Annotated in this window: 15 protein-coding genes; 12 read left to right on the forward strand and 3 right to left on the reverse strand. The window is 71.8% G+C overall.

All coding sequences use genetic code 11. The features are described from left to right. The first annotated feature begins 65 nt into the window (after positions 1 to 65). The 7 genes from AB0M46_RS15335 (at position 66) to AB0M46_RS15365 (ending at position 9,019) form a co-directional block, all read left to right on the forward strand. Positions 66 to 1,202 carry an aminoglycoside phosphotransferase family protein gene (locus AB0M46_RS15335; RefSeq protein WP_363336273.1) on the forward strand — a complete coding sequence of 379 codons (1,137 nt, stop codon included), beginning with the start codon at positions 66 to 68 and terminating at the stop codon, positions 1,200 to 1,202. A 63-nt stretch (positions 1,203 to 1,265) separates the two neighbouring features. Beyond that, a complete protein-coding gene (locus AB0M46_RS15340) occupies positions 1,266 to 1,760 on the forward strand; it encodes a hypothetical protein (protein WP_363336275.1) in 495 nt (164 codons plus the stop codon). Beyond that, the gene (locus AB0M46_RS15345; protein ID WP_363336277.1) at positions 1,760 to 3,085 is read left to right on the forward strand and encodes a hypothetical protein; all 1,326 of its coding nucleotides are present in this window, start codon (positions 1,760 to 1,762) and stop codon (positions 3,083 to 3,085) included. Before AB0M46_RS15340 ends, AB0M46_RS15345 begins: the two co-directional genes overlap by 1 nt. A 38-nt stretch (positions 3,086 to 3,123) precedes the next feature. Next, the gene (locus tag AB0M46_RS15350; protein ID WP_363336380.1) at positions 3,124 to 4,377 is read left to right on the forward strand and encodes a VWA domain-containing protein; all 1,254 of its coding nucleotides are present in this window, start codon (positions 3,124 to 3,126) and stop codon (positions 4,375 to 4,377) included. Between the two features lie 11 nt (positions 4,378 to 4,388). Then, positions 4,389 to 5,501, forward strand: coding sequence for an AAA family ATPase (locus AB0M46_RS15355; protein WP_363336279.1), 1,113 nt, complete (start codon positions 4,389 to 4,391; stop codon positions 5,499 to 5,501). Continuing rightward, positions 5,498 to 8,266: a DUF5682 family protein gene (locus AB0M46_RS15360; protein ID WP_363336281.1), complete on the forward strand. Its 2,769-nt coding sequence runs from the start codon at positions 5,498 to 5,500 to the stop codon at positions 8,264 to 8,266. The genes AB0M46_RS15355 and AB0M46_RS15360 overlap by 4 nt, the downstream gene beginning before the upstream one ends. Positions 8,267 to 8,338: 72 nt before the next feature. Next, positions 8,339 to 9,019 carry a hypothetical protein gene (locus tag AB0M46_RS15365; protein ID WP_363336283.1) on the forward strand — a complete coding sequence of 227 codons (681 nt, stop codon included), beginning with the start codon at positions 8,339 to 8,341 and terminating at the stop codon, positions 9,017 to 9,019. 47 nt (positions 9,020 to 9,066) lie between these two features. On the opposite strand, the gene AB0M46_RS15370 is transcribed toward AB0M46_RS15365, so the two are convergent. Next, entirely contained in the window at positions 9,067 to 9,885 is an 819-nt protein-coding gene (locus tag AB0M46_RS15370) for an SDR family oxidoreductase (protein ID WP_363336285.1), read from the reverse strand. Between the two features lie 59 nt (positions 9,886 to 9,944). Between AB0M46_RS15370 and AB0M46_RS15375 the strand changes: the two genes are divergently transcribed. Continuing rightward, complete coding sequence (locus tag AB0M46_RS15375) at positions 9,945 to 10,349, forward strand: helix-turn-helix domain-containing protein (protein WP_363336287.1); 405 nt, start codon at positions 9,945 to 9,947, stop codon at positions 10,347 to 10,349. A 180-nt stretch (positions 10,350 to 10,529) separates the two neighbouring features. On the opposite strand, the gene AB0M46_RS15380 is transcribed toward AB0M46_RS15375, so the two are convergent. Then, complete coding sequence (locus tag AB0M46_RS15380; RefSeq protein ID WP_363336288.1) at positions 10,530 to 11,165, reverse strand: hypothetical protein; 636 nt, start codon at positions 11,163 to 11,165, stop codon at positions 10,530 to 10,532. A 546-nt stretch (positions 11,166 to 11,711) separates the two neighbouring features. Here AB0M46_RS15380 and AB0M46_RS15385 point away from each other — a divergent pair. From AB0M46_RS15385 to AB0M46_RS15395, 3 genes are read left to right on the forward strand one after another with little or no spacing between them, the layout of a single operon-like run. Next, complete coding sequence (locus AB0M46_RS15385) at positions 11,712 to 12,695, forward strand: efflux RND transporter periplasmic adaptor subunit (RefSeq protein ID WP_363336290.1); 984 nt, start codon at positions 11,712 to 11,714, stop codon at positions 12,693 to 12,695. Next, on the forward strand, positions 12,695 to 13,387 hold the full coding sequence (locus AB0M46_RS15390) for an ABC transporter ATP-binding protein (RefSeq protein WP_363336292.1): 693 nt from the start codon (positions 12,695 to 12,697) through the stop codon (positions 13,385 to 13,387). The genes AB0M46_RS15385 and AB0M46_RS15390 overlap by 1 nt, the downstream gene beginning before the upstream one ends. Beyond that, positions 13,387 to 14,757 carry an ABC transporter permease gene (locus AB0M46_RS15395; RefSeq protein WP_363336382.1) on the forward strand — a complete coding sequence of 457 codons (1,371 nt, stop codon included), beginning with the start codon at positions 13,387 to 13,389 and terminating at the stop codon, positions 14,755 to 14,757. Before AB0M46_RS15390 ends, AB0M46_RS15395 begins: the two co-directional genes overlap by 1 nt. 216 nt (positions 14,758 to 14,973) lie before the next feature. Here the strand turns inward: AB0M46_RS15395 and AB0M46_RS15400 are convergent, their stop codons facing one another. Then, a complete protein-coding gene (locus AB0M46_RS15400) occupies positions 14,974 to 17,814 on the reverse strand; it encodes a PQQ-dependent sugar dehydrogenase (RefSeq protein WP_363336293.1) in 2,841 nt (946 codons plus the stop codon). 577 nt (positions 17,815 to 18,391) lie between these two features. On the opposite strand from AB0M46_RS15400, the gene AB0M46_RS15405 reads away from it, so the two are divergent. Beyond that, positions 18,392 to 19,036 carry a DUF6230 family protein gene (locus tag AB0M46_RS15405; protein ID WP_363336295.1) on the forward strand — a complete coding sequence of 215 codons (645 nt, stop codon included), beginning with the start codon at positions 18,392 to 18,394 and terminating at the stop codon, positions 19,034 to 19,036. The last annotated feature ends 23 nt before the right edge of the window (positions 19,037 to 19,059 follow it).

The following is a 19,059-nucleotide window of genomic DNA, read 5'->3' on the forward strand; positions in this document are numbered from 1 at the left end:
GCCACCTGGCACCGCTGCGACGCGCCCGGCTGGCGGATGGCCGCGCACGGGAGCCCGGTGTAGCCGTGCGGACGGTGACGCTCGTGCTGGTCGACGCCGGCGGCGACGTGCTCGGCGCGCTGCCGGCGTTCCCGGTCGAGCGGCCCTACTGGCCGGAGGTGGACGACGTGGTCGCCGGGGCGCGGGAGCGCTTCGGCGTCGACGTCACCGTGCTGCGGCTGCTGCATGCCTCTCGGCCGCACCCGCACGGGGGCTCGGTAACGTACCTCGCCGAAACCTCCGATGTGACGCGTCCCCTGGACGAGACGGACTTCGTGCCGGTGCCGCATCCGAAGCGGGCACCCTACGCCGAAGTGGGCGGGCCGGCCGAGTCGCTGCGGTGGGCGCTCGAGCACTTCGAGGCGACCTCGGTCGTGCAGCGCAAGACCTGGAACCTCTCCGGGCTGTGGACGCTGGACGGCCCCGGCGGCGCGGTGTGGCTCAAGCACCTGCCGCCGTTCCTGCGGGCCGAGGGGCAGGTGCTGGGCTGGCTCGGCGAGGTCGCCCCGGGCTCCGCGCCGCCGCTGCTGGCCGCCGACGGCACCGGGCGGCAGCTCATCGGCCACCTGCCCGGCGAGGACGGCTTCGACGCGCCGCTCGCCGCCCGCCTGGAGATGGCGGACCGGCTGCATGAGCTGCAGCGGCGGGCGTTGCCTGAGATGTCCGTTCTGGCCGGTCGCGGGACCCGGGACCGGCGCGGCGACCTGCTGCGCGAGCAGATCGTCGTGGCCGCCGAGCCGTGGCTGGCCGAGATCATCGGGCTCGACGCGGTGCTGGCGGGGCTGCCCGGGCGGCTGGCCGCCGCGGCGATGCCCGACACCCTCGTGCACGGCGACTTCCACCCGGGCAACGTGCGCTTCCCGGCCATCCTCGACTGGGGCGACGCCTTCCTGGGCAACCCGGCGTTCGACATCATCCGGCTGTGCGGCGGCCTGGACCCGTCCTCGGCTTCGGCGCTCGTGACCCATTGGGCCGGCCTCTGGCGTCGCACGGCACCCGGCTGCGAGCCGGAGCGGGCCGTGGAGCTCCTCGCGCCGGCCGCCCCGCTGCTGGGGGCCGCGGTGTACGCCAACTTCGTGCACAACATCGAGCCAAGTGAATGGCCGTACCACACCCACGACGTCCCCACCTGCCTGAAGGAGGCCGTCTCGCTGGGTTCCTGAATTTTTGTCGTACCCATGCGATACAACTACCGGCGTCAAGGACCACCCCAATGCTGGAGGTAGATGGTCTTGAGCGTCGAAACGCGCTCGACGGCGGTCGTGATACCGCCCGTGGAGCCACGCAACCTGGCCAAGGTGCCGTTCGTCGAGCTCGCCGACGGGCGCCTGCAGGGCGTGGTGTCCAGCGGTTCCGACATCGAGCGGGTCTACGTCTCGTCGATCGGCGCGGGCACGCACGGGCTCAGCTGCAGCACGAACAACAACCGGCCCTGCGGCGGGCTGCGCGGCGCCCATCCCTGCAAGCACCTGCAGGCGCTGCTGGCCGAGGCCGAGGCGCAGTACGGGCGGCAGCGGGTCGCCCGCTACCTGCGGGTCGAGGCCGAGGAGGGCGTCTCGCTGCTCAGCGCGCTGAAGCCGCACCACGAGCCGACCCCCGCCGCCACGGTGTTCAGCCGCTTCCTGCGCCACCTGGCCTACCTGGAGGTGCCCGGCAGCGGCGAGCCGATCCCCGAGCTGCACTGGTTCCCGTCGGTGCGCGAGACGAGGAGCGACATCTGATGCTGTCCTCGCTGTTCACCGCCGAGGCCGAGGCCGGCCTGACCGCCGCGCTCGAGCTGGCCGGCGCCGTCGACGAGGGCCTGGTGCACGGGTTCGCCCGCGTCGATGAGGACCGGGCGGCCGCGCTGGCCGGCCTGGCCGCGGCGTTCGCCGGCAGCCCCCTGCGCGATCCGGTCGCCGAGGCGATCGAGAAGATCGCCACCGGCTCGATCGCCGACGAGCACCTCTTCGCCCTGGCCGCGGCCCGGATCGCGCTCTTCGGGGCGGCCCACGACGCGCTGCTCGCGCAGGCCGACGCGGCGCTGGGCCGCCGGCGCGAGACCTGGGCCGGGGAGCCCGGACCGGCCGCGGCCGCCACCCACCTGCTGGGCGGCGCCCGGTCGTGGCTGCGGGAGCTGGCCATCACCGGCTGGCGCGGCGTCGACAACGACCTCGTCGCCGCCTCCACCCAGGCCATCGAGGCGGCGCTGGGCGACCCGCAGCTGCGCCGCCTGGCGCTGCTGCTCGACGGGTTCGCCGCCGAGCTGCGCGCGGGCAGCCCGATCGCCACCCTGGCGCACCTGCCGGTGCGCCGCTGGGCCGACCTGTGGAGCCGCGCGCTGCTGCTGGCCCGCGACGGCGGCCGGGCCCCCGGCGAGGCCCAGGCCGAGCCGGTGACCGGGCAGCTCTACGTGCTCGGCGCCGACGTCCACGAGCACCCCACCGCCGTGCAGGTGCAGGTCCACGGCGTGCTGACGGCCGGCGGCGCCCCGCCGCGGCTGGTCCGCGCGAGCGTCTCGGCGGCGAAGGTCGACACGATCGTCGGCCCGGCGATCTGGCTGCTGCTGGCCGACCACCCGCGGCTGCTGAGCGCGCTGGCCAAGCACCGCGTGCTGGAGCTCGCCGACATGCCGCTGCTGCCGGGCGGCGACCTGATCTGGCGCGACGAGCGGGCCACCCCCGGCGACGAGGCCGACCCGTTCACCACCGCCCGCGTGCACCTCGGCGCCGCGCTCGCCCCGGCCACCCCGCCGCTGGAGCGGCACCCGGCCCGCATCGCCGAGCCGGTGCTCATCGAGGACCTCTCCGCGGTCACCCTGGACGCGCGGCGGCTGCCGGCCTGCGGGCCGCTCACCCCGGCCCTGCTGGAGTCCGCGAGCGCCGCCATCGGGCTGCTGCGCTGGGACGACGGGGCCTGGACGGTGCAGCCGCTCGCGGTGCGGGCCACGGTGAAGAAGAAGCTCGTCGCGGTGCACAACACCGCCCTGGCCGACTGGGAGCCCACGAAGAAGGGCGAGGCGATCGAGGTGCTGCGCGAGCGGGCCGGAAGGTTGCTGCGCAAGTGAACGCCGACGAGAACCGCAGGCAGGTCTTGTACTGGCGGATGCTCGGCCGGGTGTTCGAGGCCGACGAGCAGGCCGTCCTGGAGTCCGCCAGCGTCGCCATCGTCGAGGACATCGGGCTGCCCACGGCCGTGCTCGACCCGGGCGCCACGGTCGACGACCTGGTCCAGCGCCACCCCGACCTGGCCGCCGAGTTCGACGGGCTGATGACCGAGGAAAAGGCCGGACAGCCCGGCGGCGAGGTGCGCCGCGCCGCGCTGGTCTCCAAGCTGCTGATCAACGTCTTCAACACCGGCACCGGCGGGGTGAGCGCCACCCAGCTGGGCAACTGGCAGGCCGACGCCGGCTGGTTCGAGAAGGCGCTCGGCCACGACCCGGGGGCGCTGCGCGGCCGGCCGGGCGAGGGCGGGATGGGCGCCACGCTCGGCGAGATTGAGGGCGACCTGGTCAACCGGATGCACCTGCGCGAGGTGCTGGCCAACCCGGCGCTGGCCAAGCGGCTCACCCCGAGCATGTCGCTGATCGGGCAGCTGCTGCGGGACAAGGACAACCTCTCCGGGATCGCCCTGGCCAACGCCAAGGCGCTCATCCGGCGGTTCGTCGACGAGGTCGCCGCGGTGCTGCGCACGCAGGTCCAGCAGACCAGCGTCGGCGAGATCGACCGGTCGGTGCCGCCGAAGCGGGTGTTCCGCAACCTCGACATCGAGCGCACCATCTGGAAGAACCTCACCAACTGGAGCCCCGAGGACGAGCGGCTCTACGTCGACCGGCTCTTCTACAAGCACACGGCCAAGCGCACCACCCCGGCCCGGTTGATCGTGGTCGTGGACCAGTCCGGCTCGATGGTCAGCGCGATGGTCAACTGCACGATCCTGGCCTCGATCTTCGCCGGGCTGCCGAAGGTCGACGTGCACCTGCTGGCCTACGACACCCGCGCGCTGGACCTCACGCCCTGGGTGCACGACCCCTTCGAGGTGCTGCTGCGCACCCGGCTCGGCGGCGGCACCGACGGCACGGTGGCGATGGCGCTGGCCCAGCCGAAGGTGGCCGACCCGCGCAACACGGTCGTGGTGTGGATCTCCGACTTCTACGAGTCGCAGTCGCAGGTGCTGTTCGACTCCATGCAGGCCATGCACCGATCCGGGGTCAAGTTCATCCCGGTCGGCTCGGTCAGCAGCGGCGGGCAGCAGAGCGTCAACCCGTGGTTCCGCGAGCGCTTCAAGGACATGGGCGCGCCGGTGCTCTCCGGGCACATCAAAAAGCTTGTCACCGAACTCAAGAGCTTCCTCGCATAGGAGATCCCGCAATGACCGACATGCTCCGCGCCCCCGCCGAGGTCAAGTATGCCGAGGAGCTGGACTGGCTCGAGTCGATCGACGATGGGCCCAAGCCGTTCTCCTGGCGGCTCAGCCCGCACATGGTGCGCCTGTTCATCCTCGGCTCCGAACGCGCCGACGGCCTCGACCGCGAGATCTCGCAGAAGTGGTTCGGCGACCGCAGCTTCGTCGAGCGCAGCATCGTGACGCTGGCCTCCGACCGCGGGCTGCTGCTCATCGGCGACCCCGGCACCGGCAAGAGCTGGCTGGCCGAGCTGCTCGCCGCGGCCATCTCGCGCAACTCGACGCTCGTGGTGCAGGGCACGGCCGGCACCACCGAGGACCACATCAAGTACTCCTGGAACGTCTCGATGGTCATCGCCAAGGGCCAGTCCCGGGCGTCGATGATCCCGTCGCCGATCATGACCGCGATGGAGAATGGCGTCATCGGCCGGTTCGAGGAGCTGACCCGCTCCACCAGCGACGTGCAGGACGCGCTGATCTCGATCCTGTCGGAGAAGTACGTCTCGATCCCGGAGCTCGACGAGGACAACATCGTCTTCGCTCAGCCCGGCTTCTCCATCATCGCCACCGCCAACAGCCGCGACCGGGGCGTCAACGACCTGTCCTCGGCGCTGAAGCGGCGGTTCAACTTCGTGCGCATCCCGGTGGTCACCAACAAGAAGAGCGAGGCGGAGATCGTCCGCTTCCGCACCACCGAGCTGCTGCGCCGGCACCGCATCGAGCTGGACGTGCCGCCCAACCTGCTCGACATCCTGCTGCAGAGCTTCGCCGACCTGCGGACCGCGGCCTCCTCGGCCACCAGCGACGACGAGAAGCTCGAGTCGGCGCTGTCCACCGCCGAGCAGATCGGCGTGCTGGAGGACGCGATCCTGCACAGCACGTTCTTCGGCGACCGCAAGCTGCGGGCCGAGACCCTCGCCGGCTCCCTGGTCGGCTCGCTCGCCCGGCGCAGCCCGGAGGACCTGGCCATCCTGAACAAGTACTGGCACGGCGTCGTCGAGCCGCGCAGCAAGGAGGACGGCGGGGAGTGGCCGGCGTTCCTCGAGGGCGGCCGCCAGGCGATCGCCACACTGTCATGATTTTTGCCGAGCTGCGGACTCAGCTGGTCGACGCCACCACGGCGTTGGCCGAAAAGAGCGCCGTGCCGGAGATCTTGTCCGGGATCGTCGACGACGTTGACCGGGCGCTGCGCGAGGAGCTGGAGATCTTCCCGGTCTGCCACCACTCGCCGGCGTCCGGCCTGGCCATGGTCCGGCGGCTGCGGGAGAAGCAGCCCAAGGTCATCTACCTCGAGCTGTGCGAGGACATGGCGCCGCTGCTCACCGAGCTGCGCAACTGCCGGCTCCCGGTGGCCCTGCAGTCCTTCGCCTCGCAGCTGGACGGCTTCCCGCAGGAGTGGGGGCCGCTCAGCGTGGTCGCGCCGATCACGGAGGCGTCCGCGGAGTACCAGGCGATCGCCTACGCCCTCGACACCCCCGGCGTCGAGCTGGTGCTGGTCGACCGCTCGACCGACCACGTCTTCCAGTGGCAGCCGCGGGAGGACGACGCGCCGGCCGCGGATGGGGCGGAGGAGTCCGACGACGCCGACCTGCACGGCGACGCGGTCGGCATCGAGATCGGCGACCTGCGCCCGCGCTTCGCCGAGCTGGAGCAGCACCTGCTGCACCACGGCAAGGTGCGGCACTGGTCGGAGTGGTGGGACCAGTACGTGGAGCAGCCGCTGTCCGGCGCCGACTACGCCACCTACCGGCAGGTCATGGTGCTGATCGGCAGCCTGTTCCGCCGGTTGCAGCCCACTGACGCCCGGCGGGTGAAGGTGGACGAGGACCGGGAGCGGTACATGTGGACCCGGATGCGGGAGCACCTGGCCCGCACCGGCGTCGACCGGGCCGACTGCCTCTACGTCTGCGGCGCCTTCCACGCCGCGAGCCGGGTGCCGGAGTTCGGCACCGCGGAGGGCACGCCGGACTGGCACATCAGCCCGCGCACCGAGACGAAGTGGCTCTACGGGCTCATCCCGTCGAGTCACTCGGCCATCGAGGCGCAGTTCGGGCTGGCCTCGGGCTCGGTCTCGATCGCCGCGGCGACCTGGCAGAAGGCGATCACCCGGGCCCGGCTCACGCCGTTTCAGCTGGAGGGGCAGAAGGGCAGCCGCAAGCGCAAGGCGGTCGCGGTCGCGCCGGCCGCCGGGCCGGAGCCGGTGTCCGACCGGCTGACCGGCTTCCTGGCCAGCCCGCCGGCGCTCGACGGGCTCGACGAGGAGGAGCTGCTCGGCTGGTGCGTCGACATCGTGCGGCTGGCCCGGCGCAACGGCTACCTGGCCAGCACCGCCGACGCGATCGCGGTCTACGAGACCTCGATCCTGCTGGCGGGCATGCGCAACCGGGCGCGGCCGACGCCGTACGACTTCCAGGACGCCGCGGTCACCTGCATCGAGAAGGACGTCGTGCCCGGGCGGCGCGACGTGCGGCGGCTGTGCGAGATCCTGCTCGGCGGCGACCGGGTCGGGCAGGTCGGCTACGAGGCGCTGCCGCCCCTGGCCCGCGACGTCTACGACCGGCTCGCCCCGATCGGGCTGGACCTGACCCGCTCCACCGTCCAGCGGGCGCTGCTCGACCTGGCCGGCAAGCCCGAGCTCGGGCCGGCCTCGCATCTGCTGTGGATGCTGCGGTATCTGCTGCCCGACGGGGCGGTCCGGCCGATCATGGGCACCCGGCGGCTCGGCGAGAAGTCGATCCAGGAGAGCTGGGACCTCGCGATCGGCAAGCACCAGCGGTACATCATCGAGCTGGGCTACGAGGGCGTGACCGTCGAGCAGGTGGTCGAGCAGCGGCTGCGCCGCTCGGTCTGGGCCGCTGACGCCACCGCGGCCCGGGCCCTGAGCGCGGTCGAGGACTCGATCCTGTTCCTCGGCAGCCGCCGCTTCACCGACGAGCTCGGCGCCCGCGCGGTGGAGCTGCTGGCCGCCGAGCGGACGGTGGACGAGGCCCCGGAGGTGCTGCGGCGGATCCGGCGGCTGCTGGCCTTCTACCGCACGAGCGAGCCCACGCTGCCGGCCTGGTGCGAGTCGTTCGTGACGGCCGGCTACGCGCACTACTGCACGCTGCTGCCGACCGCGTTCGTCGACGACGGGACGGGCGTGCGGCAGGTGGCGGCCATGTGTGGGTTCCTCTTCACCATGGAGGGGCTGGCACTGTCGCTGGGCTGCGACCGGGCCCAGCTGGAGCTGGCCGTGCGCCAGTCCCACCCGGAGAGCCCGGCGAAGCTCGCCCTGCTGTGGTCGGCCCAGCACCAGCTGGGCCTGCTGCCGCTGGCCGACCTGCGGGCCCGCTGCGCCGAGCTGCTGGCCAACCCGCTGGTCGTGCCGTCGGTGCCGCAGTACCTGAGCGGCTTCATCCAGGCGCTGGACCCGGCGCCGAAGCTGACGCCGTTCGTGGTCGAGGTGATGTCCAACGCCTTCGCCAAGCTGCCCGACCCGGTGCTGCTGCCGTGGCTGCCGACGCTCATCACCACGCTGCGCGACCAGGCCGCGGAGCTGGTGCCGCTGCTCGTGCGCGAGGCGGGCCGCACGTTCCCGGGCACGCTGGCCGCGGTCGACTCCTTCGTGCCGCCGTGGCTGGCCCCGCCCCGGGCCGCGGCCACCCCGTCCGCGCGCGCGGACGGGCCGGTCGAGGCGTTCCTGGCCGCCCACCCGGCGACCACCGACGCCCTGGCCGGGGCGCTCGGGCTGACGGCCGGCTGGGTCGCGGCCGGGTCCGGGCCCGCCGCCGGGCCGCTGCCCCTGCTCGACGACTACCCCGAGACGGCCGACGCCCTGGCCGCTCTGCTCGCCGCGCCGGTCTAGGCCGTTCCGGCGCGGTGTCCGGTCCACTCCCGGCGATCGCCGGGAGTGGACCACCCGGATTAGCGTAGGTCTATGGACTTGTCGCCGCTGCTGCTCGCCGGGGGTGCCTGCCTCGGGGTCCTGCTGGTCTTCGCGATCGTTGTGGGGGTCGTGCAGCACCGGCGGGAGCGGCGGCGGCGCGAGGGCCTGCAGCAGTGGGCCGCGCACAACGGGTGGCGCTACGAGCCGCGCCCGGCGGTCGACTGGTGGCGCCGGCTGCCGGGACGCAACCGGCGCGGGGTCACCCTCGCGCTGACCGGCCTCGTCGGCGGCCGGACCGTCTCGATCGCCGAGTACTCCCACACCACCACCACGACCACGCCCGGCCCCGACGGCGTGGGCACGACCAGCCCGTCCACGCACCGCTACGTGGTGTACCTGGTCCGGCTGCGCCAGGCCCTGCCCGGCCTGGCGGTGCACCGCCGCGGCGCCGTGTCGCGCTTCGGCCGGGCGCTCTTCGGCGATCGGCCCACCGCGCTGGGCCACGAGCCCTTCGACCGCGCCTACCGGATCTCGGCCGAGCGGCCCGACGTCGTGCCGGCGGTGTTCCGGCGCGATCTCGTGGCCGAGCACGTCGCCGGGCGGCTGCCGGAGTGGAGCCTGCACGGCGCCGAGCTCATGACCTTCGAAACAGGGCGGATCGACGACCCCGCGACGATCCCGGGGCGCTTCGCGGCCCTGGTCCGGCTGGCGGACCTGATCGAGCCTCGCTAAAGCCGGATCTCGTCCAGCGTCGTCCTGGCGGGCCTGATTGAGGCTCGCTAGAGCCTGGCCAGGAACTCGTCCAGCGTCGTCGTCGGGCGGCCGAGCAGCCGGCTGAGCTCGCCGGTCACGACGTCCAGCGCGCCCTTGGCGATCTCGGCGTCCGACCGGGCCAGGATCTGGGCGAACGCGGCCGGCACGCCGAAGCCCTCCAGCGTGCGGGCGTACTCCTCGACGGGCAGGTCGCGGTACGACACCCGGCTCTGAAAGCGCCGCGAGAGCGCCTCGGCGAGCTCCGTGAGCGTGAACGCGTGGTCGCCGCCGAGCTCGTAGATCGCGTTGTCGTGCCCGTCGGTGCTGGCCACGACGGCGGCGGCCGCGGCGAAGTCCGCCCGGGTGGCCCCGGCGACGCGCCCGTCGCCGGCCGAGCCGAGGACCACGCCGTGCTCCAGCGTGGCGGGCAGGTTCCCGGTGTAGTTCTCCAGGTACCAGTTGTTGCGCAGGAAGGTGAACGGCACGCCGGTGGAGCGGATGTGCTCCTCGGTGGCCAGGTGCTCGGGCGCGATCGGGATCGGGTTGGTGTCGGCGCGGGTGATGCTGGTGTACACGATCCGGCCGACCTTGGCCGCCGCGGCCGCCTCGACGACCGCGCGGTGCTGGTCCGTGCGCCGGCCGACGTCGCTGGCCGAGACGAACACGAGCACGTCGGTGCCCTCGAACGCCTCGACGAGGCTCTCCGGCTTGTCGTAGTCGCCGTAGCGGGTCCCGCTTGCGGCCTCCTCGGGCCGGCGGGCCACGCCGCGCGCGTCGTGCCCCTTCAGCTCGTCGAGGATCAGTTTTCCCAGGTGCCCGGTCGCGCCGGTGACGGTGATTGTCATTTCCGGATCGTAGGCACTAACTTTTCGAAAGTGCAAGCGCTCGGGTTATCGTATGAGCCATGTCCTACGAGGAGCTGGTCTTCGACGTCTTCGCCCGGAACTGCACCTCGCGGCCGGTCATGGAGACCGTGGCCGGCCGGTGGGGCATCCTGACGATGGCCGCGCTTCGGGACGGCACGCACCGCTTCAACGAACTGCGGCGGCGGGTCGACGGCGTGAGCGAGAAGATGCTGTCGCAGACGCTGCACGCGCTGGAGCGCGACGGGCTGGTGGTGCGGGAGGTGCGCAGCGCGATCCCGCCCCGGGTGGAGTACAGCCTCACCGACCCCGGCCGCCGGATCGCCGCCAAGCTGACGGAGCTCATCGAGCTGCTCGAGGCCGAGATGCCCGGGATCACGCTGGCGCAGGCCCGCTACGACGCCGCTAAAGATCCCGCTGTTGTACCGCAACAGCCGCCGCGGTGAGCACCGGCACGTAGGCCGCGAGGACGGCCACGGCGGTGCCCTGTCCGGCGTGCGCTGGCGGTACTCCCCGTCGGCATCGTGATGCCCACCAGCGGTGCCCGCGGGACGGCGTCATGGTCCCGGCGCCAACGACCGCTGTCTCGGCGTGGCGATGGTGTGGCGCGCCGTCTGGCGTCGTGCTCAGACCGCCGCCGCGACCGTGGCCAGGCCCGCGCCGATTAGGGCCACGGCCCAGATCCGGTCCAGGTTGAACCGGGTCGAGCGCAGGATCCGGTGGCCCACCGCCCGGTACGCGACCAGGGCGATGGCGCCCGCCACGCTCACCATCCCGAGCGTGTGCACCGCGGTGGCGAGAAAGCCGACCCAGAGCGGCGCGGTCGTCGAGGCCGCCATGCCGTGGTGCCCGTGGACGTCGGTGCGGCCGACGACCAGGACCGGCACCAGCATCAGGCCCGCGCCATGGATGCTCGACATCAGGAACGACCAGCCGGCCAGCTGCGGCGGCGTGAGGCGCAGGCCGGTGAGCTGCGGGTGGCGGCGGGACACGGCGCGCCACAGGCCGAAGCCGACCAGGATCGCGCCGCCGGCGATGGCGACCGCCCGGGTGGCGAGCACCGACTGGAGGGCGCTGACCAGGCCGGCGATCACGAAGATGGACGCCGCGTGGCCGGCCGCGATCGGGAGAAGGGCGCGCAGCAGGGCGGCCCGGCTGCGTTCCTGCAGGCCGGTCGCCACGGCGAAGAGCCAGCCCATGCCCGGGTTCAGGCCGTGGAATGCGCCCATGGCAGCCAGGGCGACGAGGGCGGCGGCGGTCATCAGGCCAATGAGCCTAACCGCGCGACGGAGCGGTGCACGCCGCGCCCAGGACGCACCGGCCCTTGCTGTCACCTGCCTGCTCGGCCGATGTCATCCGGTCGGGCCGGACCCGGGCGCGCCGCTCAGACCCGGCGTCAAACGGTCCCTGCCCCGCAGGGTTGCGGCCCGGCGGCGATGCCCCACCCAACTGCGCCTTCTCTCATCGGCCCTCGGCCTCGTCGTGGCCGCCGGCGGTGCGCTGGTCGGCGTCGCGCCGGCCTCGGCGGCGACCACCGCGCTGCCCCACGCGGCCGGGGAAGCGGGTCAACGCGACCAGGGCCCGTGGCGTGAACCATCGCGCACACCATCATCGGGTACTACGCCAAGCGCGACGGCAGGGTTTGACGCCGACCGATATCGGACGCCCTCCCGGGTGGGATCGCTCCACGTTCGGTGAATTTCACGCTGGGTGAATCTTTCGCGCTCACCCCACGACGGGGCAGCAGTGCCCACCACTTGCCCGCTACCCTTTGGCCATCTTCGATCGGCCACGAGGGGGTTCGCCCGGTGCGAGGGGTCTTGCCACTACTGACCGTGATTGTCCTGGCCGCCGGGTGCACCGCGTCCGGCGCCGCGGAGCAGCCTCCGCCGGGCATGGCCGACCGCGGCACCGCGGTCACCACGGCCAAGCCGACCCGGCAGGACCTGACCAACAAGGTGAGCCTCGGCGGCAAGGTCGCGCTCGGCCCGACCTTCGGCCTCGTCGCCCCGGTCGACGGCGAGGTGCGCTACCTCGACGTGAAGGCGTCGACCAGCACCCCGACGAAGCCGACCAAGGTGGCCAACATCTGGGCCGGGGGCAAGGCGACCGCGATCGAGGTGCCCGCCGGGGCGGTCTTCGCCGGCCGGCTGGTCGACGACCACTCGAAGGTGACCGCGGGCATGCCGATCGTCTCGGCCCGGCAGGTCGGCTACGGCATCGTCGCCGACATCGACGGCGCCCAGGCCTACCAGGTCTCCGACACGCTGCAGTCGGTCACCGCGCAGATCAAGAGCGGGCCCGGGCCCTTCCCGTGCACGGTGCTCGGCACGCTCGCCGCGCTGCCGGCCGGCACGATTCCCGAGCCCAAGGCCCCGGTGGTCAACCCGAGCGCGACCGCCCCGGCGGTGGCGCCCACCCAGGTGGCGCAGCAGCCGTCGGAGGCGACCGGGATGCGGCTGGTGTGCGCCGGCCCGGCCGACGTGAAGCTCATCAATGGCGCCGCCGCCACCGTCGAGATCATCACCGCCAAGGCGGCCGGGGCGCTGGTGCTGCCGGTCGAGGCGGTCGCCGGCTCCCAGGGCAAGGGCCAGGTCGAGGTGGTCAAGGCCGACCAGAGCCGGGAGGTCCGCGAGGTCCAGCTCGGGATCACCGACGGCAAGGTCATCGAGATCAAGAGCGGGCTCACCGGGGAAGAGACCGTCGCGGTGCCGGGGCCGAACATCCCGTCGGTCAAGGGCGGCGGGGCCGGCCCGGGCGAGAACAACGGTCCGGTGGTGGTGTCCAGTTGATGCCGATCATCGAGCTCGCCGGGATCACCAAGACCCTCAAGGGCCAGCATGAGCCGCGCACGATCCTCGACGGCGTCGACCTGACCGTCGGCGAGGGCGAGAGCGTGGCCATCCTGGGCCGCTCCGGCTCGGGCAAGAGCACGCTGCTGAGCCTCATCGGGCTCTTCGACCGCCCCGACTCCGGCACCTACCTGATGGGCGGGCGTGACCTGGCCCGCATCTCCGAGCGGCGGGCGGCCCGGCTGCGAAGCGCCGAGTTCGGCTTCGTGTTCCAGCGCTTCTTCCTGCTCAAGCACCTCACCGCCGCGCAGAACGTGGCCATGGCGCTGGTCAACGGCCAGGGCTGGCTGCCCCGGCGCAAGCGGCGGGCGCGCACGCTCGAGGCGCTGGACCAGGTCGGCATCGCGCACCTGGCCAAGCACCGGCCGGCCCGGCTCTCCGGCGGCGAGCAGCAGCGGGTGGCCATCGCCCGGGCGCTGGTGCGCCGCCCGCGGTTGCTGCTGGCCGACGAGCCGACCGGTGCGCTCGACACCGAGACCGGCAACCTCGTCATCGAGGTCATGCGGGCCGCCACCGACCGCGGCTGCGGCCTGATCCTGGTCACCCACGACCACGCACACGCGGCCAAGATGCAGCGCGTCCTGCGCCTCGAGGACGGCGCCCTCCGCCCGGTCGTGATGGAGCCGGCGTGATGCGCCTGTCGGGAAGGTTCCGCTCGGCCCTGATCATCGGCCTGCAGGGCATCCGCGCCCGCAAGATGCGCACGTTCCTGTCGATGATCTCGCTGTTCCTGGGCGTGCTCGCGGTGGTCACCGTCCAGGCCGCCGCCGAGACCGCCCGCACGCTGCAGCTGGCCGACATCGAGCTGCACAGCGGCAAGGACGGCACACGGATGATGTACGTCCCGCCCTTCGGATCGGCCAACGACATCGTGATCGACACGATCAAGGGTCAGCCGGGCACCGCCGCCACGTACTCGCTGCCGGTCACCATCGGCGAGCCGAAGGTCCGCCCGATCAACCCGGGCGGCTCGCCGCTGGATCATCCGGAACGGTATGGCGGCTATGGCCCCGGCACCCGCTACGAGGTGCAGTGCGACGAATCCGGCGCCTGCCGCCCGGTCCCGGTCGACGAGTCCGGCGGCGCCCCGCCCGGCGCGGCGATCGAGATGCAGCTCACCGCCATGGTCAACGACATCCGCCAGTTCCGGCCGTTCCGGTCCGTGTCGGGGCAGTGGCTGGACTTCGGCGGAAAACCGTCGTACTCCCCGCGTATCGTGGTGAACAAGGCGGCCGCGGCCGGCTTCAATCGATACACGATCCCGGCCGAGATGCGCTTCGAGGGCGCCATCGCCAACCCGACCCCGCGGATCATCGGCGTGATCGACGACGGCAACGAGCAGCCGATGGCCTACGCCCGGGCCGACGAGATCGACAACTGGATGGCGAAGGCCGAGCCCGCCGCCGCCGTGACCAAGGGCAACGACCCCAAGTCGCGCATGGTCATCGGCAACGGCCCGGGCCTGCAGATCATGCTCTCGCCTACCGCGGGCGAGACGGAGAGCCTGCTGATCCGCAAGCTCGCCGGCGCCGGCGTCCCGCGCGAGGCCCTGCAGGTCCAGGTCAACGACGCCCGCAAGAGCATCGAGCAGTCGCTGGCCATCCTCAACTGGATCTTCCTCGGCATGGCCGCCCTGGTCCTGCTCATCGGCGTGGCCGGCATCCTCAACGTCGGCCTGGCCACCGTCGGCGAGCGCGTCGAGGAGTTCGCCCTGCGCCGCGCCGTGGGCACCCCGCGCGCCCTGCTGGCCGGCATCGTGCTGGCCGAGACCCTGATCACCGGCCTGCTGACGGCCGGCGCCGCGATCGCCGCGGCCGCCGCCGGCATCGACGTCGCCGGCCGCATCCTGGGCGGCCGCGTCCCGCAGCTGCTGGAGATGACCTTCCCCTGGCAGGCGGGCGTGGCCGGCGTGATCGCGGGCCTGGTCGCCGGCCTGCTCGGCGGCTCCATCCCGGCCGTCCGCGCCGCCCGAATCCCGATCGCCACGGTCATGAGAGCCTAAAACCGAACAGCGCCTGGTCTGGCCCGATCAGGGCGAAGCCTCATCGAGCCAGACCAGGCGAAACGGGAGGCCTGCCTGCCAGCTCCGCTGTGGCACGAACAAGCAGCCGGGGTCGAACCGAACTGGCGGGCCAGCCGTCACAGCGCCCAAGGCATGCCCCGCGACCGATCCGTGGGAGCGCTCGAGAGCACCCCACGGACCGACTGCGTCACGTACTTAGAAGCCGATCAGGTCGAACTTCTCCCAGGGCCCGATCGCGTCGCGGTTGGCGATGAGCGAGCCCGCGCCGTTGTTCTCGGCGGTGACGTACTTCCCGTTCACCGTCGCCTGCAGCGACTCGCTGCCGTCGGCGTTGCGGATCAGGTTGAAGGTTTCCCAGGAGCCCGCCGTCGCCCGGTTGGCGAGCAGCGGGTTGGCCCCGGCGTTCTCGGCGCAGACGAACTGCCCGTTGGACTTCGCCCGCAGCGCCACCTTGCCCCCGCCGAGGTCGACGAGGTCGAACTGCTGCGCGGTGCCGATCGTCGCCGAGTTGGCGGTCAGCGCGGTGGTGGCGTTCGGCGCCGACACGTAGTTGTTGTTGGTCAGCGACTTGAGGTTCACCACCGGAGTGGTCGGGGTCCCGGTCGTGAACGTGAACGCGTCGACGTCGAACAGGTAGCCGCTGCCGCCCTTGAACACGAGGTACAGCGAATTGGCGGTGCTCGGCGCGCCGGAGATGGCGGTGCTGACGTTGGCGAACGTCTCCCAGCTACCGGTGCTGGTCACCGTCGCCGTGCCGAGCAGCGTGCCGGTCGGCGAGCCGACGCGGACCTCGATGGTGCCGCCCGAGCCGGCCGACGCCACCCGCGCGGTGAACTGGGTCGCGTTGTTCAGCAGGTACGGCGTGTAGGAGATCCAGTCGCCGTTCTCGATGTACCCGGCGGTCTTGCCGCCCTCGGCCGTGGCGTGGTCGGCGGGCTGGACGCCGGACTGCGAGCTGAAGTGCTCGCCCTGCCGGTGCCGCGGCTGCAGCGTCGCGATGCCGTGGCCGGTCAGCCCGCCGTTGTCGGTGTAGGAGGCGTCGAAGATGCCGTAGACGTTGGCCGCGGCGTCGTGCTCACCGTCGACCGGCACCGTGATCGAGCCCGAGCAGCCGGTCTTCGACGTGATCTGGTGCGAGTGGCTGTCGTGGCCCAGGAAGTACGTCACGGTGACCTTCGAGCAGTCGATCGTCCCATCCTCCGGGTCGGTCACCGTCACGTTGAACGGCACCGTGTCGCCGAAGCTGAACAGCTGGCCGTTGGCCGGCAGGTTCAGCTTCACCGTCGGGGCGGTGTTGCCCACCGTGATGACGGTGCTCGCCGTGCCGGTCGCGCCCTGCGGGTCCTTGACCGTCAGCTTCGGGGTCTTCGTGCCGTTCGTGGTGTAGGTGTACGTCGGGTTGGCCGCCGTCGAGTCGGTCGTGCCGTCGCCGTCGAAGTCCCAGGCGTACGTCAGCGCGCCGCCCTCCGGGTCGGAGCTGCCGGCCGAGGAGAAGTTCACCGTGAGCGGGCTGGGCCCGGAGGTCTTGTCCACGGTGATCTTCGCGATCGGCGCCTTGTTGCCGCTGCCGACGTACTCGACGCGCCACAGGGCCTGGTTGTTCGACCCGGTGCCGTAATCGAGCACGTAGAGCGCCCCGTCGGGGCCGAAGGCCATGTCCATGACCTGCGTGCCGGCCCACGGGAAGGTCGAGATCTCGCCCGGCGAGCCGTCCGCGTTGACCTTGATCGGCTTGATCCACTTGCGGCCGTACTCGCCGGCGAAGTACTGCCCGTCGAGGCTCTGCGGGAACTTCACGGTGGAGTTCAGCGCGGCGTCGTAGTGGTACACCGGGCCGCCCATCGGCGACTCGGAGCCGCTGCCGAACTCCGGCGGGCTGCCGGCGTCGCCGCCGTAACGGATCCAGCTGGGCTTGGCCGCGGGCAGGGCGTTCAGGCCCGTGTTGCGGAAGGAGTTGTTCGTCGGGCCGCCGGCGCAGTTGAACTTCGGGCCCGTCGTGTTGGTCGCGAAGTCCCACTTGTTGTAGGTCTCGGCGGTGGTGTTCGTGCCGGTGCAGTACGGCCACCCGAAGTTGCCCGGGCCGGTGACCCGGTCGAACTCGACCTGCCCGTTGGGGCCGCGGTTCGGGTCGGTGACGCCGGCGTCGGGGCCGTAGTCGCCGAGGTACACGATCCCGGTCGGCTTGTCCACGCTCATCCGGAACGGGTTGCGGAAGCCCATCGCGTAGATCTCCGGCCGGGTCTTGGCGGTCCCCGGCGCGAAGAGGTTGCCGGACGGGATGGAGTACGTCCCGTCGGTGTTGGGGTGGATCCGCAGCAGCTTGCCCCGCAGGTCGTTGCTGTTCGCCGCGGTGCGCTGGGCGTCGTACTGCGGGTTGCGGTTGGTCCGCTCGTCGATCGGCGAGTAGGACGCCGACTCGAACGGGTTGGTGTCGTCGCCGGTCGTCAGGTACAGGTTGCCCTGCGCGTCGAAGTCGATGTCCCCGCCGACGTGGCAGCACATGCCGCGGTCGTTGTCGACGGTCATGACGACCTTTTCGCTGGTCAGGTCCAGCGTGTTGTCGGCCTTCAGGGTGAACCGGGACAGGTTGAGGTGCCCCTTCCACGCGTTGAAGTCGGCGGCGGTGCCCGTGGCGGGGGCGTCACCGGCCGGCGTGGACAGCGTGGGGGAGTAGTACAGCCAGACCCAGCGGTTCGTGGCGAAGCCGGGGTCGACGGCGACGCCCTGCAGGCCCTCCTCGTCGTGGGTGTAGACGGAGAGCTTGCCGGCGACCTTGGTGTTGCCCGCGGCGTCGGTGACGCGGACTGTGCCGTCCCGGGCGGTGTGGATCACCGTGCGGTCGGGCATGACCGCCAGGGACATCGGCTCACCGAGCTCCGCGCTGCCCAGGGCGAGCTGGACGTGCTGATAGTCGGAGGCCGGGAGGGGAATCGCGGCGGCGGCCGGGGCGTGGGCCACGGCGGCCACGATGGTGCCACCGGCGGCGAGCGAGGCTGCCGTCAGCAGCCGCCGCAACCGGCGCGGGGATGGGGTCATGTGCGGGGGTGTCCTTCCTGAGCTGCGGGGTTCAGCCAGGCAAGACGCGCGCCGACCGCGCTTGCGGAAAGCAACCGCTCGGACCAGGGCGCCGACCCTTGTCGCGCGAGCTTAGTTACGGGTGCTAACTAACCATCGGCCGCCCGGCCCGCGCAATGCCGACTTTTTGGCAATATGGCCTTTGCCCTATTTGCCCGGAAACTTATAGGGTTCGATACCAAAAAGAACCCCGGGGGTTTGTCGTTACGAAACCGTGATAATGCCCAAGATCCGTCACGTGTGGTAGTCGTCACAGTGAAGGTATGTCCGCATTCATGGACTTTGATGGGCCGTCATCCGGCGGAAATGCTCCGGTAACCAATTACGGACTGTATGAATTTCGATCTTCCGGGGTTACTGGTCAGTAACGACCGGCCTTGTACGCGCGCGAGTGACCCGGCAACATCGTCCGCACGCCCCGACCCCGCCTCTGGGATCTCCCTTGTGCGGCCGCCGCCAGAGACGGGTCCCGGCTCGTGAGCGCCCGCAAGGCAGGAGCGCCGCACCCACAAGCACCCCGCGACAAGAGGAGCCCTACGTGTCCGTAGCTCAGGGCAGCGCGGTGAAGGGCCGCACACGGTGGAAGCGTTTCGCGACCGTCGTCGTGCCGGCCAGCTTCATCGCCGGAGCCATCGTCTTCGGCCAGGCCACCGGCGCCATCGCCGCGTCGTTCAACGTGTCCGGCAGTCAGTTCAAGGTGTCCGCCGACAGGCTCGAGGGCACCGGCTTCGTCCAGTACGGCGGCATCGCGACCGAGAAGGGCGGCAACCCGCAGAACCCTGCCGACCCGAAGAACCACCTGATCGCCGTGTCCGGCATCGCCAGCGCGAAGCTCTACAACCTTTGCCAGTCGGTGAAGATCCCCGGCCTGCCGGCCAGCATGGTCATCCACGCCGGCCAGGACAAGAACAACCCGGCCGCGGCCACCGACCTGCTGATCGACCTGTCCTCGCTCCAGGGCGACGCGACGTTCAACAACATCCAGATCGGCATCGACGCCTCCGACCTGAGCAAGGGCGGCGCGAACGCGAAGGGCCTGCAGGGCGGCTTCGCCCAGCAGGCGGACAGCGTGACGATCACCAACCTCAAGCAGGTGGCGTGGTCCACCACCGCCGGCACGTTCAAGCTGAGCGGCCTCGACCTGAGCGTCTCCACGGGCTCCAAGCCGGAGGAGTGCTTCTAAGCGCACCGCCTGGGCCCGCGGGT

Source organism: Dactylosporangium sp. NPDC051485 (assembly GCF_040682015.1).
Taxonomy (GTDB): Bacteria; Actinomycetota; Actinomycetes; order Mycobacteriales; family Micromonosporaceae; genus Dactylosporangium.

Bases quoted from the DNA above. Each gene is read 5' to 3' on its own strand.
- AB0M46_RS15340 (WP_363336275.1), top strand. From the start codon at position 1,266: ATGGTCTTGAGCGTCGAAACGCGCTCGACGGCGGTCGTGATACCGCCC.
- AB0M46_RS15350 (WP_363336380.1), top strand. From the start codon at position 3,124: ATGCTCGGCCGGGTGTTCGAGGCCGACGAGCAGGCCGTCCTGGAGTCC.
- AB0M46_RS15345 (WP_363336277.1), top strand. From the start codon at position 1,760: ATGCTGTCCTCGCTGTTCACCGCCGAGGCCGAGGCCGGCCTGACCGCC.
- AB0M46_RS15380 (WP_363336288.1), bottom strand. From the start codon at position 11,165: ATGACCGCCGCCGCCCTCGTCGCCCTGGCTGCCATGGGCGCATTCCAC.
- AB0M46_RS15365 (WP_363336283.1), top strand. From the start codon at position 8,339: ATGGACTTGTCGCCGCTGCTGCTCGCCGGGGGTGCCTGCCTCGGGGTC.
- AB0M46_RS15390 (WP_363336292.1), top strand. From the start codon at position 12,695: ATGCCGATCATCGAGCTCGCCGGGATCACCAAGACCCTCAAGGGCCAG.
- AB0M46_RS15395 (WP_363336382.1), top strand. From the start codon at position 13,387: ATGCGCCTGTCGGGAAGGTTCCGCTCGGCCCTGATCATCGGCCTGCAG.
- AB0M46_RS15375 (WP_363336287.1), top strand. From the start codon at position 9,945: ATGTCCTACGAGGAGCTGGTCTTCGACGTCTTCGCCCGGAACTGCACC.
- AB0M46_RS15360 (WP_363336281.1), top strand. From the start codon at position 5,498: ATGATTTTTGCCGAGCTGCGGACTCAGCTGGTCGACGCCACCACGGCG.
- AB0M46_RS15370 (WP_363336285.1), bottom strand. From the start codon at position 9,885: ATGACAATCACCGTCACCGGCGCGACCGGGCACCTGGGAAAACTGATC.
- AB0M46_RS15400 (WP_363336293.1), bottom strand. From the start codon at position 17,814: ATGACCCCATCCCCGCGCCGGTTGCGGCGGCTGCTGACGGCAGCCTCG.
- AB0M46_RS15355 (WP_363336279.1), top strand. From the start codon at position 4,389: ATGACCGACATGCTCCGCGCCCCCGCCGAGGTCAAGTATGCCGAGGAG.